Raw genomic sequence first — 25,025 nt, 5'->3', positions numbered from 1 at the left:
CAATTCAGGGGAGAGGCGGACCCGCGTTTTGCGATTCCGCCTCTTTGGTTACTGGATGTTTAGGAAGCGAGTTTTGTACGAAGTAATTCTACGGTGTAACGCTCTGCAAAACGAAGTGAATGCTTCCGAAGTAGTTTTGTACGAAGTATTTCTATGAAGTAACGCTAACAAAACGAAGTGGATGCTTCCGAAGTAGTTTTGTACGAAGTAATTCTATGAAGTGACGCTAACAAAACTTTAGGAGGAACCAATATGGATTCCGCTCTTCTTATGCAAGAAGCGATTAAAGCACGTGCTAAGGCATATATTCCCTACTCCCGATTCGGAGTCGGAGCCGCCCTCCTTGATCAGGATGGTCATATTCATCACGGATGTAATGTAGAAAACGCTGCTTTTGGCCCAACCAATTGCGCAGAGCGGACAGCTTTATTCCGTGCTATCGCTGACGGTCATGCTATCGGTTCATTTAAGGCGATCGCCGTTGTTGCCGATTCAGATGGTCCTGTATCACCCTGCGGTGTATGCCGGCAAGTTATGATTGAGTTGTGTTCACCAGACATGAAGGTTATCCTTGGAAACATGAAGGGTGATATCGTTGAGACCACTGTGGGAGAATTACTCCCAGGCGCATTTGGTCCCGTAGATCTGAAGCAAGGACAAGCTCCTGAGTAAAACGAGAGTCTGAATTTTGCCAGTAAAGGCAGATCAAGTTTAAACTAACGAAGGCTGCTGTTTTAATTGCACAATGTACAGTTAAATCGCCCCGAGTTCACATTAATCTATGTTTAGTTGTAGAAAATACAATTAATTTCTTGTTTAAATCCATAGTTGGTTCGTAAGACAGAATTTAATTGCACAGAATACAACTATCACATCAAAGAAATAGTTCTAAGTCGAATTAACTGTACAAAATACAATTAAAAGTGTGCGATCATCATCAAGTTAGGTTAGAATGATGCAAATTATGTGCTGTTAGAGTAACATTACGAGGTAAGCACCACGGCAAAGCCGCTAGCGATTCCTAGCATACGTAAACGGAGCTAGCAAATTCTAGCACATTGTTACTTATAAACTTGCCTGTAGCTACATCTCTGCTTTCTTTATCATCGTGAGCTCAGAAGCGTGCGAGCCGTGGGGATAAGCCACAGTGAAGCGTGTCCCCGATAGGGGACGAAAGCGCTCATGCACATCGTCCCTCTAATCCCGCCGAACGTTGCAGATACGCCTATTTCCGGGTATCCAGCGGGACGGGGCTCTCTAAATCCCCCGACGAAGGGGGATTTAGGGGATCGAAAAAGCTTTTTAAAAAAGAATAAATGTTTGAAAAAGGTTGAACTAGAAGGAAAGTATGGAAGGAAGATAATATGAAATTCAAATCAGGCTTTGTCGCAATTATCGGCAGACCGAACGTAGGCAAATCGACACTCATGAACCAGGTTATTGGACAGAAGATTGCAATCATGTCGGATAAGCCACAGACCACTAGAAACAAAATCCATGGGGTCTATACAACGAATAATTCACAAATCGTGTTCCTGGACACACCAGGTATTCATAAAAGACAGTCCAAGCTAGGCGACTACATGAACCAGACAGCAATGAGCACGCTGGGTGAAGTTGAGGCTGTGCTGTTCCTTGTGGACGCTGCAGATGGTTTGGGTGGTGGAGACCGATACATTGCTGAGCAATTAAACGGACTTAAGACGCCGGTTATTCTTGTGCTCAACAAGATCGATAAAATAGAGCCGGAAGCGTTGCTCCCGCTTATGGCTGAGTATAACAAGCTGCACAGCTTTGCTGAAATCATTCCGATTTCCGCTAAGATGGGCAGCAATGTAAACACGCTGTTAGAGCAAGTCGCTAAGTATTTGCCAGAAGGTCCACAATACTACCCAGAAGATCAAATTACGGATCACCCTGAGCAATTTGTGTGCGCAGAACTAATCCGTGAGAAGATTCTGCATTTGACGCGCGAAGAAGTACCGCATTCCATTGCTGTGGCTATCGAAGATATGAGGGTTGAGCCGAATGGTGTGGTACATGTGTCTGCCGTTATTTTTGTCGAACGTGATTCGCAAAAGGGGATTATTATCGGTAAGCAAGGTGCGCTGCTGAAAGAGGTTGGCAGACGGGCTCGGACAGACATTGAGAACCTTTTGGGTTCGAAGATTTTTCTGGAGCTTTGGGTAAAAGTGAAAAAAGACTGGCGCAATCAGGACCGCGTTCTGCGGGATTTGGGCTTCCATAAAGACCTTTAAGATCTATTTCCGTCATTCCTCGTTTGGCAGGAATTGCAAGGATAGAACCTGGCTCATCGCACATCCTAATTCTTGAAGAGACATCGTCTTTCCCAAGAAAGGATGAATACGAATGCGAAACTTTTCGTGGAAGTATTTTGCAATGACAGGAGACGTCGATGCTTACCTGCTATACAAGGAAGCTGGCTATCCACTTGAAGACAGTGGATTACAGCTAGTGGAAGAAGAGAAGGTCTGTGATGAAGAAGCGCAATAAGGACTGGTTGCTTGCCGAATGGTTGGGGGAAGAGGCATGCTACACAGGGTGGAAGGGATCGTCATCCGCAGCATGGACTACGGCGAGGGGAACGCAATCATTACGCTTTGCACCGAGAACGCCGGGAAAGTAGGGGTTCTGGTACGAGGCGCTAAGAAGGTCAAAAGCCGCCATGCTGCCCTGATCCAGCTGTTCACCGTCGGGGAATTTGTTTTTTTTAGAAATAATGGAGGTCTTGGGACGCTGAATTCCGGCGAAATCACGAAGTCTCACCACCCTTTGCGTGAGGATTTGATCAAAGCTGCATATGCGTCTTACGCTTGTGAACTGCTTGATAAGGTTCTGCATGATGAGGAAACGGGGAGCTTCTGGTTTCGCCAGCTTACGGCTTGCTTGAACGCACTTGAAGAAGATAAGGAACCTGGAGTTATTATAAATGTTTTTGAAATGAAGATTTTGCAAGCGGCTGGTTATGGTCCAGAGTTCGACACCTGTGTGATATGTGGAGCTGAAAAGCCTGATGAACAACTGCTGATAAGCCCTCGCCTGGGCGGGGCACTATGCCGCAGCTGTAAACATAATGATCCTCCAGCAATGGAGGTCTCTGCCCGCGCATTGAAATTGTTGCGTTTATTCGCCAGACTTGATCTAACTAGATTAGGGAATGTGGATGTTAAAGAAAGCAGCCGCGATGAACTGAAAAAAATTATGCGAGCCTTTATGGATGTGCAGCTTGGATTAAAGCTGAAATCACAGAATTTCCTAGATCAGCTCGACAAGTACAAGATTTGACGAAATCTGATTTTTCCGTTACTATAGGATCAGTTTAATTATAAGATTTATCGCCGTTTCGCTCCATTTTGGGAGAACGTGCATTGATCGGGAAAGTAGTGAGCGTTTTTGTCGCGATTCAGCGAGCCGGGGGTAGTGAGAGCCTGGCGGGACAATGTTCATGAACATGGCACCCGGGAGTACGGATATGGCGAATGAAAGTGGATTTCGTTCTTGTCTTTAGCAGTAATATTGCTGAATCAAGGTTGGAATCAAGTAGGGTGGAACCGCGGGAGAATAAGTTAAGCTCTCGTCCCTATGTCTGTTAATCAGGCATGGGGGCGGGGGTTTTTTGTTGCTGTCCGGAGCGAAAAATGCCGCCTCCATGGTAAGAAGTTTTAAGTAAGCAGAGGCAAGCATAAACGCCTTCGGCGTCCTTGTAAGAACGGTGAGCGTTTATGCGAGAAATATAAGAAATAAGTATTGTGTGATGCTTTACTTCTTATATTTTAAAAACTTGTAAAGCGAAGGAGACGGTATTATGAACTTTCAGCAGATGATTTTGACGCTGCAGCAGTTCTGGGCTGAACAGAACTGTATTATCGTACAGCCTTATGACACTGAAAAAGGCGCCGGTACAATGAACCCTATGACATTTTTACGCTCACTAGGTCCTGAACCATGGAGAGTTGCGTATGTAGAGCCTTCACGTCGCCCATCCGATGGACGCTATGGAGAAAACCCGAACCGTCTGTATCAGCATCATCAATTTCAAGTTATTATCAAACCATCGCCAGATAACATTCAAGAGATTTACTTGGATAGTTTGAAAGCACTCGGCATTGATCCGCTCTTGCATGATATTCGTTTTGTTGAGGATAACTGGGAGAACCCTTCACTCGGTTGTGCAGGTCTAGGATGGGAAGTATGGCTGGATGGTATGGAAATTACTCAGTTTACGTACTTCCAACAGGTGGGTGGAATTGAAGCCAATCCAGTAGCCGTAGAAATCACTTACGGTATGGAGCGGTTAGCATCCTACATTCAAGATAAAGAAAATGTATTCGATCTTGAATGGGTTAGCGGCATGACTTACGGTGATGTTTTTCATCAGCCGGAGTTTGAGCATTCTACTTACACCTTTGAAGTATCTGATGTAAAAATGCTATTCTCACTATTCAACATGTACGAAGAAGAAGCGCGTAGAGCGATGGAGCAACATCTTGTATTCCCAGCCTACGATTACGTGTTGAAATGTTCACATAGCTTTAATCTGTTGGATGCGCGTGGAGCCATCAGTGTTACTGAACGGACTGGATTTATTACCCGAGTGCGTAATCTTGCCCGCTCTGTAGCGGCAACATATCTTGAGGAACGCGAGAAGCTTGGCTTCCCGCTGCTGAAGAAAGAAGGTGCTGACCGTGTCTAAAGATATCCTGTTTGAGATCGGTCTGGAGGAAATTCCAGCACGTTTTATCCGCGCTGCGATGGAACAGCTACAAGATAGAACATCCAAGTGGTTGGATTCTGCACGGATTACCCATGCTGGAGTTACTGCCTATGCAACACCACGTCGTCTCGCTGTTTTGGTTAAGGATGCGGCTGAGAAGCAAGAGGATATTAGCGAAGAGGTTAAAGGACCATCGCGCAAAATCGCACTGGATGCCAACGGGGACTGGAGTAAAGCTGCCTTAGGATTTGCCCGTAGTCAGGGTGTATCTCCAGAGCAATTTACATTCAAAGAGCTTGCTGGAGTTGAGTATATTTATGCTACTAGAAATAGTGCAGGGGTAGAAACAGCTTCGTTGCTCTCTGAAGGTCTTTTGGGGATCGTAAATGCAATGACTTTTCCGAAAAACATGCGTTGGGGAGCTTACGATTTTAAATTCGTGCGTCCGATCCGCTGGTTAGTTGCTCTTTTTGGAAAAGATATTATTGATTTGGAAATCACGGATGTAAAAGCAGGTAATGTGAGCCGTGGACATCGTTTTCTGGGAACAGAGACCGTAATTTCGGAGCCTGCACAATATGTGGAGAGCTTGCGTGCGCAGCATGTCCTTGTAGATGTGAAGGAACGGGAAGAACTGATCCTGAAACAAATCAACCAATTGGCTGAAGAAAAAAACTGGACGATTGCGATCAAAGAGGATCTTTTGGAGGAAGTACTGTTCCTAGTGGAAACACCTACCGTACTGTTTGGAACCTTTGACCCATCGTTCTTGAACATTCCACAGGATGTGCTGATTACTTCGATGCGTGAGCATCAGCGGTATTTCCCAGTATTTGATGCAGCGGGCAAACTTCTACCTTTCTTCGTAACGGTACGTAACGGGAATGCAGTATCTTTGGATGTTATTGCTAAGGGTAATGAGAAGGTGCTCCGTGCTCGTCTATCAGATGCCAAATTCTTCTATCAAGAAGATCAAAAGATGAAGATTGACGATGCACTAGCCAAATTAGAGAATATCGTCTACCATGAAGAACTTGGCAGTGTTGGAGATAAAGTTCGTCGTATTCGCCAAATCTCCGATCGTCTTGCTGTAAAGTTGGGATTGTCTGATAGGTCCCTCACTGAAGTAAGTCGGACTGCTGATATTTGCAAATTCGACCTTGTGACTCAAATGGTTTATGAATTCCCGGAACTTCAAGGCACTATGGGCGAAGATTATGCACGCAAAGCAGGAGAGCCTGAAACTGTGGCAAAAGCGATCTTCGAGCATTATCAGCCACGATTCGCTGGAGATGCAGTACCTTCGACAGATGCCGGCTCGGTTGTCAGTATTGCGGATAAGATCGATACGATTGTAGGATGCTTCTCCATCGGTATTATTCCTACAGGTTCCCAGGATCCTTACGCACTGCGTCGTCAGGCTGCAGGGATCGTTCAAATCGTTCTTGAGCATAAATTGCCGATTACGCTGCGTGAAATTTTTGAAGCAGCGATTGAAATTCATAAAAATTCAGGGAATTCGAAACATTCTGACGATGAACTACGTATAAACCTGTACGAGTTCTTCGGTCTGCGTGTTAAACGCCTTTTATCCGACAATGTACGCTATGATGTTGTGGACGCTGTTACAGCGGCGGGCTTTGATGATGTGGTAGATGTTGTAGGCAGAAGCCGTGCACTTATGAGTGCTGTGTTAGACCAGGCAGACTTCAAAATTACCGTAGATTCACTCACTCGTGTCAGTAATCTGGCAGCGAAAGCAACCAGCGAAGTGATTGATCCTTCTTTGCTTAAAGAAGATGCTGAGCTGCAGCTGTACAATACATGGCAGGAGTTACACACACCGTATCTTGAAGCGATGTCTGCGAATAATGCCGAAGAAGCACTTCGTATTCTCTCGGGTCTAAAAGATGCTGTTACAGTATTTTTCGATTCGGTTATGGTTATGGCGGAGGATGAGCAGGTACGTGCTAACCGTTTAGCTCTGCTTGCTGGGATTGATGCTGACTCCAAGGCGTTTGCTGATTTTGGCAAGCTCGTCTGGTAGACGACTGAGCACCGGAGTTCCCGGCTGAATTCAAGATTCGACGTTTGATCAAAGGAAAGCTTTTTGAACAACATCTATAAGAAAAGTTTGTGTCTTATGGTATAGAATGTTGGTTTGGGGTATAAATATACGGAACGGTGCCAATGCGTCATTTGACATCCGTTCCGTATTTATGCATAGAAAGAAGGATTTCTTGCGGTGAGGGCGTATATATATTACACGGGAAATTGGTGATGATCATGGAGAAGAAGTCCCAATCTAGAACTATAGTCGTGGATGGGGATGCTTGTCCGGTCAAAAAAGAAATTGCCGAAGTAGGGCGCGCTTTTGGTGTGCCAGTACTGATGGTATCTTCTTATGACCATGCACTGAAAGCTGAAGAGGGTGTAACGGTTGTGCAGGTGGACCGGGGAGATCAGAGCGCCGATCTATATATTGCCAATCATATTAATGCAGGAGATGTGGTATTGACGCAAGATTATGGTCTCGCAGCACTTGCGCTCGGCAAACGATGCAGTGTGCTTTCTTTTCGTGGCCAGGAATATGATGATTCCAAAATGGATTTTATGTTGGAAGGTAGGCATGCCAGGGCCGTGGAACGAAGACGGGGACATTATTCTAAGGGTCCGAAACCTATAACGGCAGAAGAAAAATTATATTTTCAACATAAAATGACAAAACTTTTAATACTTTTGCAGGAGAATGTGGAGCAATAGCGAATTATATTTATTTGTTAAGAATTGAAGGTGGTTGAAGTGGCTAGCGGACACGGGAATATTCCGGAAGAAGTTATCGAAAGCGTGCTTGCACGTCATGATATTGTCGATACAGTCGGTAAGGTTGTCCATTTGTCCAAGCAGGGGAAATATTTATGGGGCCTCTGCCCGTTTCATTCGGAGAAAACCCCTTCCTTTACAGTTACCCCCGAACGGGGAGTATTTCATTGCTTTGGCTGCGGCATGGGTGGAAATGCCATCAAATTTAGGATGGAAATCGAAGGATTAACCTTCCCCGAAGCCGTCAAAATAATGGCTGAAGAAAGTGATATTCCCGTACCTGAAGGTAAGGGAGGCCTGATGTCTCCTCCTGATCCGGAACGCGATCGGTTGATTCAAGCTTATGAATGGTCCGCAAAGTTTTATCATTACTTGCTGAAGAATACGGAACACGGCAAAGCCGCTATGGAGTATTTAAGAGCCCGGAACTTCAGCGATAAAATGATTGACCAGTTTCAGATCGGATATGCTCCGGACCGCTGGGATACTTTGCTACAATTTTTGGAGAAACGGAATTTTGATCTTGCTGAGATGGAGAAAGGTGGACTCCTGTCTGCTCGAGGCGAGGGCAAAGGATATATAGACCGTTTCCGTGGTCGGATTATTTTTCCGATTGCGAACCGCACAGGCAAGGTGATTGCATTTGCCGGAAGAATTCTTGGAGAAGGACAACCCAAGTATTTGAATTCTCCAGAGAGCAGATTATTTAACAAAAGCCGGATTTTATACAATTTGCACCAGTCCAAAGCATCCATCCGCAAAACGCGGCAAATCGTCCTCTTTGAAGGATACGGAGATGTCATTTCGGCCTGGGAAGCAGGTGTGCATAACGGTGTAGCAACAATGGGAACATCTTTAACTGAAAGTCATGTAGCACTGATGAAGAGTCTGGCCGATGAAATTGTACTGTCTTATGATGGTGACCGGGCAGGACAAGCAGCTGCTATGAAGTCCATTCCTATGCTTGAAGGCAGTGGTCTGCGTGTAAAGATCGCATTACTGCCAAGCGGGCTCGATCCAGATGAGTTCATCTCTAAGCATGGTGGAGAAAGGTTTATGGATCAGGTTATTGATTCAGCGGTTTCATCCATAAAATTTAAGCTTATATATCTGAAAAAAAACCATATACTCCTAGAGGAAGATGGCAAAATTGCCTACGTCAAAGAAGCTTTGGAGGTCATTGCTTCGTTACATTCCTCGACCGAGAGAGAGGTTTACCTAAGGGAAATCGCTTCTGAGCTGGAACTTTCATATGATAGTTTGAAGCAGGATTGTAATTTACTTAGGGCATCGATGCAAAAAAACATCCCGGAAGGGGATAATAACGACAAAAGGTGGAATAATGGTAGGCATAAAAAAGGGCAAGTGCAGACACCAACTTTGCTGCCCGCTTATCATGTCGCGGAACGGCGTCTACTGTCCTTTATGATTCAGGACCCGGAAGCCGCCACGTATGTGGGCGAACGCCTCGGAGAAGATTTTAACATCGATGATCATGCGGCAATTGCCGCTTATCTATATGCCTATTACGCGCAAGGCAAACCACCCGGCATTAGTCGGTTTCTATCATCGCTTCAGGATGATCGTCTAGAGAAAACTGCTACATCAATTTCCATGATGGATACACCTCCAGACTGGAATATGCAGGTGCTGGATGATTGTATCCGCGAAGTACGGAAATACCCACTGCAGCGCAAGATGGATCAGAAGCGTGAAGAGATGATTCAGGCGGAAAAGTCAGGTGACTTTTTGCGTGCGGCACAAATAGCAAGTGAGATTATAGCCCTAGAGAGACAATGAAATGTTGACAGGATGTACCTAGGGAGGAGGGAGTCGAATTATGGCGAACGATCAGCATACTGAATTGGAAGCAGAATTTACTTTGGATCAGGTTAAGGACCAGCTTATTGAGCAAGGCAAGAAAAGATCATCATTGCTATACAAAGATATTATGGAGAAATTATCGCCGTTTGATCAAGACCCCGAGCAAATGGAGGAGTTCTATGAACAACTCAGTGATTTGGGGATTGAAGTTGTAAACGAGAACGATGAAGAGGTTAACAGCCTCCGGCCAAATGAGGACAATGAAGACAAAGAGGGCGATGAGTTCAGCTTTGATGATGATTTGTCACTGCCGCCAGGGATTAAGATTAATGACCCTGTTCGTATGTATCTGAAAGAAATTGGACGCGTTCCGCTGTTGTCGGCTGACGATGAAGTGGAGCTTGCTATGCGGATTAAGAATGGTGACGAGGAAGCCAAACGTCGTCTCGCGGAAGCGAATTTACGTCTCGTAGTAAGTATCGCTAAACGTTATGTTGGACGCGGTATGCTGTTCCTCGATCTGATTCAGGAAGGTAACATGGGTCTGATCAAAGCGGTAGAGAAATTTGACCATAACAAAGGGTTCAAATTTAGTACGTATGCAACTTGGTGGATTCGTCAGGCCATTACCCGCGCGATTGCGGATCAGGCACGTACGATTCGTATTCCTGTACACATGGTGGAGACGATCAACAAGCTGATTCGTGTCTCTCGTCAATTGCTGCAAGAACTGGGACGTGAACCTTCGCCAGAGGAAATTGCGGCTGAGATGGAGCTGACGGTTGAGAAAGTTAGAGAAATCATGAAGATTGCCCAAGAACCAGTATCGCTCGAAACACCGATCGGTGAAGAAGACGATTCTCATCTGGGAGATTTCATTGAGGATCAGGAAGCCTTGGCTCCCGCGGATGCAGCAGCCTATGAACTGCTGAAGGAACAGCTGGAGGATGTACTGGACACGCTCACAGAGCGTGAAGAGAATGTACTTCGTCTACGTTTTGGCTTAGATGATGGCCGGACGAGAACGCTTGAAGAAGTGGGCAAAGTGTTCGGTGTTACCCGTGAACGGATTCGCCAAATTGAAGCTAAAGCATTACGTAAGCTTCGTCATCCTAGCCGTAGCAAACGACTTAAGGATTTCCTTGAATAGTATTTCATGAACTGGACCTTCTGCTGCTCAGTAGCAGGAGGTTCTTTTATTTGAATTACGACCCTAAAAAGTGCTGACCTTGTGTATCTGGAAAGAAGGATGAGCCAGTGAATTTGGAAAAACGCGAAATTATTATAAAAGAGATTCAGTATTGGAGAAATAACAGATTGCTTCCAGAGCAATATTGCGACTTCTTAACCAACCTGTATGACGATGAAGCTGCGGCTAAGGACAACAATCCAATTTCGCTGAAGAATCTACAGCAGGGAAACATCAAAATTTGGCTGTTTGGTTTTGGAATTATTTCCTTGATTTTCTTGATTAGTCTTTATTTTAGCGTTTTTCCCTGGCCTTTGCAACTTGCAACAGCACTATCCGTATTAATTGTTTGTTATGGATACTCAGCGGTTTACAGGGATCGAAATCATGTGATTAGTCTTATCCTAGCAGGGCTAGGCAGTGTGTTAACGCTTGGTTTTGGACTATGGTTGATTGCTTTGCATGAACTTGATCCCCAGCTCTGGAGACCGATTCTGATTGGGGCCTGTGGCTTGTTATGGTGTATTTTGGGATTTCTACTCCGGATCGGCTTGCTGCAGTACTGCGGTTATGCTTTTTGGGCATTACTATATGCGGGATTCTTTGGGGGTAAACGCCCTGAGGCTTCGATGTTAGAGCTTGAGCTCTTATGGCTACCATTGTGTGTAATGATGGTGTGGCTAAGCTGGCTTTTACATCACAGAGTGAAAGGCGTCGCTAGTGTTTTTTTTGCAGTGGGAGTATCGCTATGGATCATGCCTGAGCTCGATGCGCTTTTATTCAGACAGGATTATCCACAGTGGATTTCGTTTATGCTGATTTTTAAAATTGCGGTAGGTTTGGTCCTGCTGTTCTTGTTTCGAAAAAAATGGATAACGTGGGTGGCAACATGAACAATGTGAAATTATCAGATCGTCTTCAGCAATTGCTGGAGCAAATTCCGCAAGGAAGCAGGTTGGCAGACATCGGCTCTGATCATGCTCTGCTTCCTGTAGCTGCTGTAAAAAGCGGTAAGGCTGTATTCGCAGTAGCAGGTGAGGTGAACCCGGGTCCCTTTGATGCTGCTTGTAAAGGCGTTGCAGAGGCCGGACTAGGGAAGGTGATCTCAGTGCGGCGAGGAGATGGCCTTGAGGTACTGGAACCTGGTGAAGTTAATTGTATCACGATCGCAGGTATGGGAGGGGCTTTAATTGCCTCGATTTTAGACCGTGGTCAAAGTCAAGGCAAGCTAAAGGATGTTACAACACTTGTACTCCAGCCGAATGTGGGCGAGGATATTTTGCGCCGATGGCTGCTAAATAATGATTGGGTTCTTGTAGCTGAAAGCATTCTGGAAGAAGACGGCAAGCTGTATGAAGTATTGACCGCTGTACCAGAGGATTCAAGTGCGGGAATTACAAATTCCAATGTATATCGTGAGGTTACGTTAGGCGATTCCGCTATGGTTCGTGGTCGGGATACCTTGCTACAGATGGGACCTTTTCTGATTCAAGCACCGAATGAAGTGTTTTTTGCTAAGTGGCAGGGAGAGATTCAGAAATTGGAAGGCATTCTAACATCATTATCACGTTCAGAACTCGAATCTGCGGAGAATAAACGGAAATTAATTCGAGATCAGATCAAGGAGATTACGGAGGTGCTGCAATGCTTGCCAAAGGACAAACAGTAATTCAATATATGGAGCAACTGGCTCCGAAACATTTAGCCGAAGAGTGGGACAAAGTCGGTCTGCAACTAGGTTCCTTACAAAAAGAAATTACCAATGTGCTGGTTGCACTGGATGTTAATGATGAAGTCGTCGAAGAAGCGATTAGACTCGGCTGTAATCTAATCATAGCCCACCATGCGATTATTTTCCGTCCACTTCAAGGGATTCAGACCGATACACCGATGGGTAGAATGTATGAAAAACTGATCAAAAATGACATCGCGGTATATATCAGTCATACGAATCTGGATGTTACTGAAGGTGGAATGAACGATTGGATGGCGGAAGCTCTGGGCATAGAGAACGGAGTGCCTATCAAAGACATTCATTCAGAGCAATTGTCGAAGTTGGTGGTATTTGTGCCAAAAGACCACCATCAGAAAGTGTTGGATGCTATCCTGAATGCAGGAGCAGGGGCAATTGGGAACTATAGTCATTGCAGCTTCAATATCGAGGGATACGGAACTTTTATTCCGGGAGAAGGCACAGACCCTTATATCGGGGAAAAAGGTAAGCTGGAGCGTGCCGAAGAGATTCGTATTGAGACGATCGTGCCACACACTATCCGCAATAAAGTGGTACAGGCTATGCTCAAGGCTCATCCGTATGAAGAAGTTGCCTACGATTTGTACACGATGGATCTTAAAGGTCGCAGTTTAGGGCTTGGGCGAGTAGGTAAGCTCAAAGAGCCTACAACACTTGGGCAATTCGTTGAGACGGTAAAAAAAGGCCTGAAGGTAGACCATGTTCGTGTTGTGGGTGATTTGGAGCGTCCGATTCGTAAGGCTGCTGTTCTCGGCGGTTCCGGTGGAAAGTATTATAATAGTGCTATTTTCCGTGGTGCGGATGTACTGGTTACCGGTGACCTTGATTACCATACAGCACAGGATGCCGTGCTTGCTGGTATCACTCTGATTGATCCGGGACATAACGCGGAGAAGATCATGAAAGAGAAAGTAGCAGAGTGGATGACGGGGAAACTAGTGGAGCATAAGTACGATACAGCTGTACATGCTTCGCAGGTGAATACGGAGCCATTTAAGTTTCTATAAAATTGCCAGTTAATAATGCTTGTGCCAGACATGTGATGTCTGTATAATATATAATGTTGTTCGGAAAGTTTGACAGACAATCGCCGGTGACGTGAAGACGTCACGGGAGGAAAGTCCGGGCTCCATAAGGCAGGATGCTGGATAACGTCCAGTCGGCGCGAGCCGAAGGATAGTGCCACAGAAATGGACCGCCGATGGCCGCCTTAGGGCGGCACAGGCAAGGATGGAACCGAGGTGTAAGAGACCCCGAGGAACGCTGGTGACTTCGTTCCTGGTAAACCCCATCTGGAGCAAGACCTAATGAGACGCAGCAGATTCCTTTATTGGAATAGGCAGCCTTAGCCTGAGGCGCGTCTAGGTTGGTCGCTGGAGCTGTGCAGTAATGTACGGCCTAGATAGATGATTGTCGCTTATGGTGGGAGGGTAGTTCCCGATCGAACCACGACGAGCACAGAACCCGGCTTACGGCAAACTTTCCTAACTGCAACGTCATTTTTAACAACACCATACAAGCGGCGTATCTCGGGAAACCGGATCACGTCGCTTTTTTATAAATATAAGAAAGTATAAGCTTCACGTTATACATTATCCTTATATTTCTCTCATAAATGCTTACCGTCCTTATAACGCTAAAGGTGTTTATGCTCGTGGCAAGAAGATATGTAGAAAGTGGGAAACGTGTAGCATGGGTAATTATCAGATTTGCGAGTTTTGCGGACATTTATATGAACGAAACAATAAGAGAATGTGCAATAGTTGTGATGAGATGTATCAGAGAATCAGGCAAATCGTAGAGACTTCACCCGACACGATGGTATTAAATATATCCCTTCAAACAGGGGTAAGTGTCAGTAGAATCATGTCTTTTGTTGAAAATGGATATTTTAGGATCAATAAAGATAGCATAGAAGTGTCTAAGAAGTAAATTACTCTAGGCATGCAGGGAATTAAATAACCCGGCTTCCCCATCCTTTAAAGGATGAAGAAGCCGGGTTATTAGATCATGATTACGATCGAACCGTGGATTGATTCTCCCGCCATTGTACCAACGCTTTCTCCAGACGCTGAACAGCAACGGGGATAAGTTCAGGTGGCGTATGTGTAAAATTCAGACGCATCTTGTTCTTCAGGGGCTGTGATGAATAGAACACCTCACCTGGAACAAAAGCAACACCGTTCTCTACTGCTAGCGGAAGTAATTCCTTCGTGTTGATCTCTTGGGAAAGCGTAAGCCATAAGAACATACCGCCTCGTGGCTCTAGAAAATGAGCACCTTCCCAGTTCTGTGATCTGAGTTCAGCGGATAAAAGTTTCATTCGAGAATAATATTCTCTTGAGATGACACGGATATGCTGCTCAATATCGAAATGAAGCAGCAGTTCATCTAAAGCGCGCTGGTCAATAGTGCTAGAATGCAGATCAGCTGCTTGTTTTGCTTTGGCGATGGTCTTGATGAGATTAGAATCACCGATAATCCAGCCGGTACGCAGGGCAGGGGCTACGATTTTGGAAAAGGTTCCAGTGTAAGCAACACAATAATCGCCGCCATAGCTTCTGTCGATGGACGCTAGTGAGGGTGGATATAGATCTTTATTTTCCTCAAAGGTTATTTCACCGTAGGGATTGTCCTCCAAGATCAGAACATTGTAACGGCGGCAGATTTCAACCACTTTCTCACGACGTTCTTTACTCCAGGTTGCGCCTGAAGGATTGTTGAAGGTCGGAACTGCATATAGGAGTTTGGGACGTAGTTTTTGAATTTGATTCTCCAGGTGATCTGGCAGAATGCCTTGCTCGTCGTTATTGATCGTATGAATATCAGCTCGATAGGAGCCAAACACCTGTAAGGCTGCTAGATAAGTGGGGGCTTCAACAAGGACAGCATCACCCGGGTCAAGTAGTATTTTACATAGTAGATCTATGGCCTGTTGGGAACCAGTAGTCAGAATCATTTCAGACGCTGAAACAGGGATTCCTTGCCGAGTAAGTCTTTCAGCGATTTTGTCACGTAGTGGAGTAAAGCCCTCGGTTAGTCCGTATTGAAGTGCTGAGGTATCGCTGGAGAGTACACGGTTATAAGCGTCCCGTACGGCCTCCAAGGGAAACAAATCCTCCCCAGGCAGCCCGCCTGCAAGTGAAATGATGTCATTGCCCTGTGTAACTTTTAGAATCTCGCGAACGGCTGATGATCCTAGATGATTGGCTGCTGTTGAGTACTTGATATCCATAAATGAGTTCTCCACCTTTCGATTTGGTGCTATCATAATAGGAGTACTGTATAACAGTAAAGCGTTGAATATAACAGTGGAGGTGAAGGGTTCATGCATATCGATTTGATTCGAGGCGGCAGTAAGTCTCTGCCCCATCAGATCAGTGAAACCCTAAATCAGCGGATCTCATCAGGACTGCTCCAGCAAGGTGTCCGGCTGCCCTCCGTAAGAAGTTTGGCTACAACTCTGAGAGTAAGTCAGGTTACTGTAAGCAAGGCTTACGATGTGCTTGAGAAGCGAGGGCTTATTTATTGCAGACAGGGTAAAGGCTGCTTTGTAGCCGATCCTGGGCATATTAAACGTCAGGAAGAGGGGCGCTGGCAGGATGTATATGATGATTATTTGCCGCGAGCTCAGCTTTGGCGCAATTTTGATTACTCTGAAGTAAAGTATCCCTTTCATATAGCTGCAATTCATAGTGAGCTACTCCCTCTAAAAAATATCGGTGACTCCTATGCAGCATTAGTCACACAGCAGCCGGAGCTTATGGCAACCTATGGGAACTTCCAAGGTGATCTGGAGCTGCGAGGAATCATGAGAGATCATTTGAAAACACGTGGAATTTCGCTCACCTCCTCGGATTTGATGATCACAAGCGGAACTCAGCAAGGCATTGATCTGGTAGCTCGTACCTTTGTCGGACCTGGAGATACTGTGTATCTTGAGGCGCCTAGTTATACTGGGGCTATTGATGTTTTTGCAGGACGAGGTGCAGAGATGATCTTTGTACCTACGGACAGTGAAGGGATGAGGGTGGACCTTCTGACAAGAATGTGTGATCAGAGACCGCCTAAACTGATTTATACCATCCCTACTTTTCAGAATCCGAGCGGAGTAACCATGAGCATGGCAAGAAGACAACGGCTGCTGGAATTAGCCCGCAGTTATCGTTGCCTTATTGTAGAGGATGATCCATTTAGTGATTTATATTTTCATGCGCCTCCGCCTGGGGCAATCAAATCGATGGATTCCCAAGGGCATGTTGTTTATATGAAGAGCTTCAGTAAAGTTATAGCACCCGGCTGTAGAATTGCCTGTGTTGCAGCAGAGAGGAATATTCTGTCTCGGCTTATCGCCGCTAAGTCTGCAAGTGATCTAGGGAGTCCTCTCCTCACGCAACGGGCAGTATTACCGTTTATTGCGGGTAAGTATGAATCCTATGCTGCTCAATTACGAATTACACTTCGCGGTCGCATGGAAAAGGCGGCAAAGCTGCTTAAGCTCTACGCGCCGCCTGGAGTGAACTATATTCTTCCTGAGGGAGGACTTAATCTATGGCTGGAGCTACCAGCTTCTCCCGATATCGCAAGATTACATGAGCTTGCCGAACAAGAGAGCATTTCTTTTTTACCTGGTGATGTCTGTTATTCCGCAGAAACTCCTTCTCGGCATATCCGTTTGTGTTATTCGCAAATGAATGAAACGGATATGGAGGAAGGTTTACGGTTATTTCTCCGTCTGCTTGGTCGGTTTTTGCGGGTGAGCGGTTAAGGGGTGTTACTTAGAGTTACTTAATCTTTGTTTCAATTGATTCATTTGCTGTTGCACATGCTGTGGCCATAGCTGTAGCGGAACCTGATTGCCGCTAGCGGCTTGCAGTGTCTTATAGATATCGACCTGACCCCAGCCGAAATATTTGTCATGACCGGGAGTGCCTAAATCAACGGCATTTTTGGTCATAAGATCCATAACTTCGGTATTCGTTAGATTCGGATTCAGTGAACGAACCAGACCTGCCAGTGCAGCGACGTGAGGACTGGCCATCGATGTTCCGGATAAAGCGGCATACTGGCTATCAGGGTAAGTACTTGCTATGCTTTCTCCGGGTGCAGCGACATCAATATAATCGCCGTAGTTGGAGAAGGAAGCCTTTTCCCCCGAAGCATTGGTTGCAGCTACTGCAATCACTTCAGGATAGGCAGCAGGGTATCCTGGGCGTTCTGTATTATCATTGCCTGCAGCAGATACCAAGACGATATCTCGGTCATAGGCATATTTGATTGCGTCATGAAGAAATTGGGAATCCGCGTAGTTGCCTAGGCTTAAATTTATGACTTTTGCACCGTTGTCAGCTGCCCAAATGATTCCTTCTGCTACGGAATATGTGGTACCTGCTCCTGAATTATCGAGTGCTTTTACCGGAAGGATCTTGTTATACCAGCTAATTCCCGCCACGCCTTCTCCGTTATTAACCAGTGCGCCTATAATTCCAGATACATGTGTGCCATGTCCTACATCATCTTCTGGGGTGGAACCGTTGGTGATCGCATTATACCCGGTCAAAAGCTTACCTTTTAGATCTGGATGATTGATCTGGACTCCGGTATCCACCACAGCCACGACAACCTCTTTACTACCCTTAGAAAGGTTCCACCCTAGTTCGGTTTCTATCGCCGGCAGATTCCATTGATAAGTGGAGAATAACATGTCATTTGGAGTAACGGTTCCCTCTGCGTTTTTAGTTATCGTATCATTGGTTAAATACATATAGTGGGGCTCTGTATATTCAGGGTGCCATTTATTGGTGAAATAGTCTTTGAGCTCATAATAAGTCATCTTCTCCGAACGAAAAATATAGGCATACCCAAGCTTACGCGGCTTCTTACCGTTGATGTCAGCGGTTATCGTTTGAAGCTGCCCCGGTGTAGGTGAGTTGTTGCGGAAACGGACGACAATTTCATTCTCATAAAAATGGCTGGCGTTTTCGTTATCATGACCAGTCTTGACGGTGATATCCTTTAAATTGTCGGTATGGACAGACTCTACACGGTATTTGCCTTCCTTCGGATAAGGAATGAGACGCAGGTTCTTCAGCTGATGATCTGCCACACGCCCAAGCACCTTTTGGTTAATAAGTGCGATGATGCCTACATTTTTTTCTTTGTTCCGCTGAGCGATAAAGTAATATTTCTCTTTACCGATTGTAAACGTTGGAGATTCATAGGATTGATGACCATGGATCGCTGATTTCGCCGTCTTTAGATATTTCTGCAGCTGTAGTTTCTCCTGTTCGGTCCCTTGAGGAAATGAGGAGGACTTAAAGGTTTCCGTTTTATGCTTGCGAAAATCGATCCACATTAGCATGGTGATAAATCCGTGGTTCTGCTGCAAACGTTTCGCATACACTGATTTATCATGGAGCGAAGTCATTCCATCCGTTTCAGAGAGGAGTTTGGTCAAATGTCTGCTGACATCGACTCTATTCAGGTGATCCGTCGCATCAACATCTTGAGATAAGGAGGTTTTCTTCAACGACTTTTCCTGTGAAGGATTTGGTGCTGAATGAAGGGCTGAAGTTGGAGCAGGATTCGGTACAGCGACATTAGCGACTTCTCTGGTTGTCCCATTAGCAGCAGGGCGCAGCGCAAAGGTGAGTAAAACAACTGTGAACGCAGCTGTTATCAGACCTGCAACCGTTAGATTTTTTCGTGACATGATTTCCGCTCCTCTACACATTGTAATGTCTATAGGTTTAGAAGAGAGCGTATGTTTTATGCATCTTAGAAAAGGATACCTTCCTTACGTTTTTTATGATAATATCAGAGAGAATAAGCATCTGGAGTTCGCATCCTGATATTGCAGGAGATATGTCGATAGATGTTCTTTTAATTTTCAGAAGGTTAGACTTCTCTGTGTTTACATCCTGATATTGCAAGAATAAAGAGATACGTCTAGAGACTATTTCTTCATAGGATTAACTTTATTGACTACAAGAGCAGGGAATAATAAGGGGGAGCAACCGCCATGTCAGCAGCCAATGTGCAGAAATTATGTGAATCGACGAGAGACAAACTTAAAGATGTAATTGATAAGATGGAGATTTTTCTAAACGAGCATGCGTTGCCTCAACTTGTAACTGAAAGTGATGAGGAAACTGTACACTTTTATCAAGGATTTCTGTCCGATGTTCGTCATCTGTTAGTGTTCTCGGAAATGTCTTATGAGAAGCTGGGAGTTGCGCTGCGTCGTGCTACATTCGATGAATCTTTTGCGCAGAAAGCGCTTTATAATGTGTATCACTATGGCGTGAATAACTTCTTCTATCCAAAGAATGAAAGCTATTCTGAAGATGGACGTTATGCTTATACTGGACAGGATGCCATTCGTTTCCGTAAAAAGCCAGTTCGTCCGGCGCGTGATATCATTCTTGAAATTACCAAGACTTATGAAGAGTTACGCGATGACCTTACTTATTATGAGAACGACTATTTGACTGAGAAACGTATGCAAAATCAGGTTTAACAGTTAAATTGTTCGTGTAAAGGATCAGCACTTCGTTCATTTATAATGGCGAAGGCTGGTCCTTTTTTGACGTATTAGAATTTATATATTTGGGGCCCCCACAAAGCACCTGAGTACGCATCGAAGCACCCCCCACTTTGTGGGGATATTTTGCGTGGGCTTCGTTACATCAACTGGAAACCTGCCTGTCGAATAGGCGGGAAATCGAGCGGACATAATGAAGCCGAGGTGATAAATATGTCGAGTGTAAAGCCATTAGTCAAATGTAGTGTGAGCAATTGTCATTATTGGGGCGAGCATAATTTATGCCGGGCTGAAGAAATTATTATTGAGATCGACAAGCATGCGGGTAGTGGATTTAAAGAAGAATATGCTGAAGAAATGACGAATGAGGGTCACCACGATCATGTCGCAACATCGTCTGCAACATGCTGTTTAACTTTTAAGCCGAACTCCTAGGAGGCCGCCCTAATGGACAGAGAAAAGGATCATGAATCAAGTTCATCCAATGGACCATCCGGTCCGAGAAAAGTCATATTGCGTCCGCGCAGAGTTGACTATCCTCGCCGGGACAGAGAACATCAAGAGGAATATGCCGCAGAGGTGAATCCGGTATCAATGCCGATTCGGGATACAACACCGCATGTGGCGAGTGAAACTAAAGAGAATGAAGTGGAATACAGTGGCAGCCAAGTGATGGGTTATACTGGGCTGGCTATGGGTATTGCCTCCTTATTTCTCTGGTCCATCATTCTTGGACCTATATCGGTTGTAATTGGATATTATGCATATGCCAAAGAACAAAAAACGCTTGGGGCATGGGCGATGGGTTTAGGGATTGTATCCACACTTAGTTACTTTGTGATGATCCCCTTTGCCCGCTAAACAAGAAGCGTAAAGTTTGAATTATAACAGGCTTTTAGACCTAAATATCAGGGTCTGAAGTCTGTTTTTTCATTCCAGCATATAGCAATAATCTCGGATAAAATGTAATATTAAGCCGTAATTCATCGAAATCTAAGGTTAGATCAATATATATGATACAACAGGATAAAAGGAGTGCGCCGGTATGGAGATTAATCCCGCTGTAACCAATGGGTTAGGGCAGCTTAAATGGATAAGCTTAAAGAGTGCAACCGCCAAGAGTAGTTCAGCGAATGAAACTGAAAGGTCAGGTGCGTCAGCTTCTCAATTTGCAGCAATGCTGCAAGCTTTGTCTTCTAACACCTCTAACAGCGGGGATACAAGCTTCTTAACGTCACTCCCGGACGCGTCATCTGTTAGCAGCCTGTTGTGGCAACAGATAGGTGGGACAGCGGAAAGCATCGAGAGTGTAATTTCCGGGGAAATAACGGATACTAAACCAACGAGCTATGATGATCTAATTCAAACGGCGAGTGCTAAATACGGGGTGCCAGTTGATTTGATAAAAGCTGTAATTGATACAGAATCATCCTTTAATCCAAACGTTGTCTCAACGGCTGGTGCAAAAGGATTAATGCAGTTAATGGATGGAACAGCACGCGGTTTAGGGGTTTCAGATTCATTCGACCCGGCTCAAAACATTGATGGCGGTGTACGCTATCTGTCTTATCAATTGAAACGCTTTGACGGACAGGAAAAGATGGCATTAGCGGCTTACAATGCTGGACCAGGCAGGGTCATTAACCTTGGGGTAAGCAGTGATCAGGAATTATTGGAGAAGCTTACACTGCTTCCAAAAGAGACGCAGTCCTATATCACTAAAATAGAACGCGCTCGCGCGCAATACGCTGTATAATATAAAGGATCAAACGGGCAGTTCCCTTAAACCACATGGCTGGTATTTGGGATTACCGTTTGATCCTTTTTCGGAATTTAAGAAAGAATGATTTTTGTACTTTAAGGAAGTAAAGGAGATAATCGATATATGCTTTACTGGGATTATGCCGCCGCTACACCCCCCTATGAAGATGTAGTGAAGACGATGGAACAAATTATGAAGCTGCACTATGCTAACCCGTCATCCTTACATCGTGCTGGAAGTGAAGCAGCTAAGCTGATCAGGCGTTCGCGAGAAGTATGCGCGGCTGCGCTAGCTGTCCAACCGAAGGAGATCCTATTTACATCTGGAGCTACGGAGAGTAACAATTTAGCTATTAAAGGTGCTGCTTTGCAGTATCAGTCAAGAGGACGTCATCTTATAACTACGGAAATAGAGCATCCCTCTGTTTATGAAAGCTGTTTGCAACTGCAGAGAAATGGCTGGGAGATTACTTTTGTAGCGCCGGACAGTACTGGAATGATTGATCCAGAGCGAGTAGCTGCTGCAGTACGGCGTGATACTGTGCTCGTAAGTGTGATGCATGTAAATAATGAGATTGGAACAGTGCAGCCGCTAAAGGAGATTGGCAGGTTGATTAAATCCGCCAATTCACGAACCTTATTTCATGTAGATGGCGTTCAGGGATTTGGCAAGCTTGCTGTTGATCTTAAAGGATGGAAAGCGGATCTTTACAGCTTGTCTCCTCACAAAATTAGAGGCCCACGCGGAGCGGGGCTTCTCTATATTAAAGAAGGAATTCAACTGTTCCCTTTACTTTCAGGTGGTTCACATGAAGAGGGGCAACGTGCTGGAACAGAGAATGTACCTGCGATTGTTGCATCGTCCAAAGCAGTGCGGATGAGTGGTGAGCAACGCGAAACCTTCAATGCTCGAGTGCTTCCGCTTCGAGATCGACTGCTACGCTTCTTGCACACCGTTCCTGAATTTGTTATAAACAGCAGAGAGGATGGAGCCCCTCATATTGTGCATTTCTCATACCCAGGCATGAAAGGTGAGGTATTTGCCCGCAAGCTGGAGGAATTAGGGATGGCTGTTTCTACCCGATCGGCCTGCTCTTCCAGACTGGCAGAACCTAGTCGTGTTCTATTGTCTATGGGCAAAGATGTTTCTGTTGCTTCAGGAGGCATCCGTATCAGTTTCGGTGATAGTCACACTGAAGAAGATGTCGCGGCACTTGAGAAAGCACTAATTACTGCGGTACGAGCTTTAAAGATTGCTGAAGGAGGTATGAAGTAACTAATGAGTGTGATGAATCAGGAATCTGCTAAAGGCAGTGCCAATAGTATAGATTATGCCGATATGCTGCTTTTGCGTTTCGGGGAGTTTACATTAAAGGGCAAGAACCGTGCCAGATTTGAGAAAACTGTACTGCGTCATGTGAAGGAAATGATTAAGCCTTATCCAAAGGTAGTTCTAACCAAGGAGTTTGGAAGAATTTATGTAGAGCTGAACGGAGAACCTGCTATTGAATTGGTAGAAGCGCTAAAGAACGTATTTGGTATTGCCTCTATCAGTCCAGTAAAGGTGGCTAAGTCAGAGCTCGAGGATATTGTGGCTGTCAGCCGCCATTTTTTAGAGATCATCGCTCCTGCACCGGGAACTACATTTAAGGTTAATGCGCGACGAGTATGGAAGGAGTTCCCGTATGGCTCTATGGAGATGAATAAGCTAGTCTCAACCCCACTGCTGCAAGGATACTCCGGACTTACTGTGGATGTAAAATCACCTCAACTGGAGCTGAAGGTCGAAATTCGCCAAGGTCATACCTATATATTTTGTGAAAATATTGCTGGTGTTGGTGGATTTCCGCTTGGTACGAATGGAAAAGCAATGTTATTGCTGTCCGGAGGCATTGATAGTCCTGTAGCGGGTTGGTCATCCATGCGTCGTGGACTTGAGGTGGAATGTGTACATTTCTATAGTTATCCTTATACGAGTGAGCTTGCTCGGCAAAAGGTGGTTGATCTTACGAGGGTTTTGTCACGATATGCGGGAGTCATCAAACTGCATTTGGTGCCCTTTACAGAGGTACAGACATCTTTTACTGGAATAGGTCAGGATAACCTGATTATTACGTTGATGCGTCGAGCTATGTTGAGGATTACTACACAGCTTGCTGAACGTGAGGGGGCACTCGCAATCGTAACCGGTGAAAGTCTGGGTCAGGTTGCTAGTCAGACGTTACCAAGCATGAACGTGATCGGCCGTGCTACAGATCTTCCTCTCCTACGTCCACTGGTAATGATGGACAAAAGTGATATTGTGGAGCTGTCTAAGAATATAGGCACCTATGATTTATCTATCCTTCCTTATGAGGATTGCTGCACTTTATTCGTTCCAAAATCACCTACAACGAACCCGAATTTACGGATTGTAGATAAAATTGAAGCTACGCTCCCTGGATATTCTGCAATGCTGGATGCAGCGATTGAAGCCACGGAGACCGTGCTGATCACTCCCTATGGAGATGAGAAGCCTAAAGATGTAGTAAGTGCCCAGGCTGGATTACAGGAAGAATGGTTTTAATATTATAAAAAAAAGGCTGTCTCATTCGTAGCAATATTTACGGCTGAGGCAGCTTTTTTGATTGTTTATGACTGGATTGACGTCTCCAGTGTCCTCCAATTAAAATGCCAATGATGATCACGAATATAAACAGAGCTTTCAATAGCGGATGCTGGTCAAAGAATGGGGATAGCTGCTGCTCATCTGTAATCATGCTTGACGCTGTAAACCCTAAGACAGCTGAGCCAATATAAATAATCCATGGATATTTGTTGATTAATTTAATAAAGAGAGTACTTCCCCAGACGACGATTGGCACGCTGATTAACAGTCCTATGACAACTAGAGAGATATTGTGCTTAGCAACGCCAGCAATGGCGATGACATTATCCAGTCCCATCGCAGCATCGGCTAGAATGATTGTACCCACAGCAGACCATAGGCTTTGGCCAGCCTTGATATTTGCTGAATTGTTCTCATCTGTTAACAGCTTATAGGCAATCAGAATAAGTAAAATCCCGCCAGCTAGTAGTAACCAGGGGATCTTTAATAGCCACACGACCAGAATTGTTGCGAAAATCCGTAATACGACGGCACCTGCTGTCCCGAGCACGATAGCCTTTTTTTGAGTACTGTTGGGCAAATTACGCGCAGCAAGCCCGATGACTATAGCGTTGTCTCCCGCCAGAATGAGATCTAGAAAGATAATATTGAGCAGTGATAATACAAACTCCCATATGGATGTATTCAAGGCGTAGTCACCCCTAAAGTTAGTTAAGATCAGCACGAAGATATGCTTAGTTTTGTATACGCAAAAAAAAGGGCATACATGCTTTCATCCTCAAAAAAAAG

22 protein-coding genes and 1 other RNA gene are annotated in these 25,025 nt (G+C 45.1%); 20 read left to right on the top strand and 3 right to left on the bottom strand.

All coding sequences use genetic code 11. The features are described 5' to 3' along the window. The first annotated feature begins 252 nt into the window (after positions 1-252). From R50345_RS22680 to rnpB, 13 genes are all read left to right on the top strand, one after another. Positions 253-672, top strand: coding sequence for a cytidine deaminase (locus R50345_RS22680; protein WP_042130321.1), 420 nt, complete (start codon positions 253-255; stop codon positions 670-672). 692 nt (positions 673-1,364) lie between these two features. Continuing rightward, the gene (era, locus tag R50345_RS22670; protein WP_042130317.1) at positions 1,365-2,258 is read left to right on the top strand and encodes a GTPase Era; all 894 of its coding nucleotides are present in this window, start codon (positions 1,365-1,367) and stop codon (positions 2,256-2,258) included. 112 nt (positions 2,259-2,370) lie between these two features. Next, positions 2,371-2,514, top strand: coding sequence for a YqzL family protein (locus tag R50345_RS30950; protein ID WP_076117313.1), 144 nt, complete (start codon positions 2,371-2,373; stop codon positions 2,512-2,514). Between the two features lie 36 nt (positions 2,515-2,550). After that, entirely contained in the window at positions 2,551-3,306 is a 756-nt protein-coding gene (gene recO / locus R50345_RS22665; protein ID WP_042130315.1) for a DNA repair protein RecO, read from the top strand. Between the two features lie 520 nt (positions 3,307-3,826). Beyond that, on the top strand, positions 3,827-4,714 hold the full coding sequence (gene glyQ, locus R50345_RS22660; protein ID WP_042130314.1) for a glycine--tRNA ligase subunit alpha: 888 nt from the start codon (positions 3,827-3,829) through the stop codon (positions 4,712-4,714). Continuing rightward, positions 4,707-6,782, top strand: a complete 2,076-nt coding sequence (gene glyS / locus R50345_RS22655; protein ID WP_042130312.1) for a glycine--tRNA ligase subunit beta — start codon at positions 4,707-4,709, stop codon at positions 6,780-6,782. Before glyQ ends, glyS begins: the two co-directional genes overlap by 8 nt. Before the next feature lie 239 nt (positions 6,783-7,021). After that, positions 7,022-7,498 carry a YaiI/YqxD family protein gene (locus R50345_RS22650; RefSeq protein WP_042132397.1) on the top strand — a complete coding sequence of 159 codons (477 nt, stop codon included), beginning with the start codon at positions 7,022-7,024 and terminating at the stop codon, positions 7,496-7,498. Positions 7,499-7,537: 39 nt separating this feature from the next. Next, positions 7,538-9,358 carry a DNA primase gene (gene dnaG / locus R50345_RS22645; protein ID WP_042130311.1) on the top strand — a complete coding sequence of 607 codons (1,821 nt, stop codon included), beginning with the start codon at positions 7,538-7,540 and terminating at the stop codon, positions 9,356-9,358. A 40-nt stretch (positions 9,359-9,398) separates the two neighbouring features. Further along, positions 9,399-10,532 carry an RNA polymerase sigma factor RpoD gene (gene rpoD, locus R50345_RS22640; protein WP_042130309.1) on the top strand — a complete coding sequence of 378 codons (1,134 nt, stop codon included), beginning with the start codon at positions 9,399-9,401 and terminating at the stop codon, positions 10,530-10,532. A 107-nt stretch (positions 10,533-10,639) separates the two neighbouring features. Further along, positions 10,640-11,464 (top strand): hypothetical protein, encoded by an 825-nt coding sequence (locus tag R50345_RS22635; RefSeq protein WP_042130307.1) that lies wholly within the window; start codon positions 10,640-10,642, stop codon positions 11,462-11,464. Between the two features lie 5 nt (positions 11,465-11,469). Beyond that, on the top strand, positions 11,470-12,240 hold the full coding sequence (locus tag R50345_RS22630) for a tRNA (adenine(22)-N(1))-methyltransferase (protein ID WP_042132396.1): 771 nt from the start codon (positions 11,470-11,472) through the stop codon (positions 12,238-12,240). After that, positions 12,216-13,331, top strand: a complete 1,116-nt coding sequence (locus R50345_RS22625; RefSeq protein ID WP_042130305.1) for a Nif3-like dinuclear metal center hexameric protein — start codon at positions 12,216-12,218, stop codon at positions 13,329-13,331. Before R50345_RS22630 ends, R50345_RS22625 begins: the two co-directional genes overlap by 25 nt. Before the next feature lie 64 nt (positions 13,332-13,395). Then, positions 13,396-13,811, top strand: an RNA gene (gene rnpB, locus R50345_RS30585) — RNase P RNA component class A. Positions 13,812-14,338: 527 nt separating this feature from the next. Here rnpB and R50345_RS22620 read toward each other — a convergent pair. Next, entirely contained in the window at positions 14,339-15,559 is a 1,221-nt protein-coding gene (locus tag R50345_RS22620; RefSeq protein ID WP_042130304.1) for an aminotransferase-like domain-containing protein, read from the bottom strand. A 93-nt stretch (positions 15,560-15,652) separates the two neighbouring features. Between R50345_RS22620 and pdxR the strand changes: the two genes are divergently transcribed. Beyond that, entirely contained in the window at positions 15,653-17,092 is a 1,440-nt protein-coding gene (gene pdxR / locus R50345_RS22615) for a MocR-like pyridoxine biosynthesis transcription factor PdxR (protein WP_042130302.1), read from the top strand. A 6-nt stretch (positions 17,093-17,098) separates the two neighbouring features. On the opposite strand, the gene R50345_RS22610 is transcribed toward pdxR, so the two are convergent. Next, a complete protein-coding gene (locus tag R50345_RS22610) occupies positions 17,099-19,036 on the bottom strand; it encodes a S8 family peptidase (protein ID WP_042130301.1) in 1,938 nt (645 codons plus the stop codon). A gap of 309 nt (positions 19,037-19,345) precedes the next feature. On the opposite strand from R50345_RS22610, the gene R50345_RS22605 reads away from it, so the two are divergent. From R50345_RS22605 to thiI, 6 genes are all read left to right on the top strand, one after another. After that, positions 19,346-19,843 carry a YpuI family protein gene (locus R50345_RS22605; protein ID WP_042130298.1) on the top strand — a complete coding sequence of 166 codons (498 nt, stop codon included), beginning with the start codon at positions 19,346-19,348 and terminating at the stop codon, positions 19,841-19,843. A gap of 237 nt (positions 19,844-20,080) precedes the next feature. After that, positions 20,081-20,302, top strand: coding sequence for a DUF1540 domain-containing protein (locus R50345_RS30945; protein WP_076117472.1), 222 nt, complete (start codon positions 20,081-20,083; stop codon positions 20,300-20,302). Between the two features lie 12 nt (positions 20,303-20,314). Then, the gene (locus R50345_RS22600; protein WP_231573887.1) at positions 20,315-20,728 is read left to right on the top strand and encodes a DUF5353 domain-containing protein; all 414 of its coding nucleotides are present in this window, start codon (positions 20,315-20,317) and stop codon (positions 20,726-20,728) included. A gap of 184 nt (positions 20,729-20,912) precedes the next feature. Then, positions 20,913-21,623: a lytic transglycosylase domain-containing protein gene (locus R50345_RS22595; RefSeq protein ID WP_042130297.1), complete on the top strand. Its 711-nt coding sequence runs from the start codon at positions 20,913-20,915 to the stop codon at positions 21,621-21,623. Between the two features lie 129 nt (positions 21,624-21,752). Continuing rightward, a complete protein-coding gene (locus tag R50345_RS22590; RefSeq protein ID WP_042130295.1) occupies positions 21,753-22,904 on the top strand; it encodes a cysteine desulfurase family protein in 1,152 nt (383 codons plus the stop codon). A 3-nt stretch (positions 22,905-22,907) separates the two neighbouring features. Next, the gene (gene thiI, locus R50345_RS22585; protein ID WP_231573885.1) at positions 22,908-24,194 is read left to right on the top strand and encodes a tRNA uracil 4-sulfurtransferase ThiI; all 1,287 of its coding nucleotides are present in this window, start codon (positions 22,908-22,910) and stop codon (positions 24,192-24,194) included. Between the two features lie 37 nt (positions 24,195-24,231). Here thiI and R50345_RS22580 read toward each other — a convergent pair whose 3' ends face one another. Beyond that, positions 24,232-24,924 (bottom strand): TerC family protein, encoded by a 693-nt coding sequence (locus tag R50345_RS22580; protein WP_042130293.1) that lies wholly within the window; start codon positions 24,922-24,924, stop codon positions 24,232-24,234. Between the last annotated feature and the right edge of the window lie 101 nt (positions 24,925-25,025).

Source organism: Paenibacillus sp. FSL R5-0345 (genome assembly GCF_000758585.1).
Taxonomy (GTDB): Bacteria; Bacillota; Bacilli; order Paenibacillales; family Paenibacillaceae; genus Paenibacillus_AQ.
Note: the sequence above shows the minus strand (reverse complement) of the source record. Positions and strands in the feature narration are given on the sequence as shown.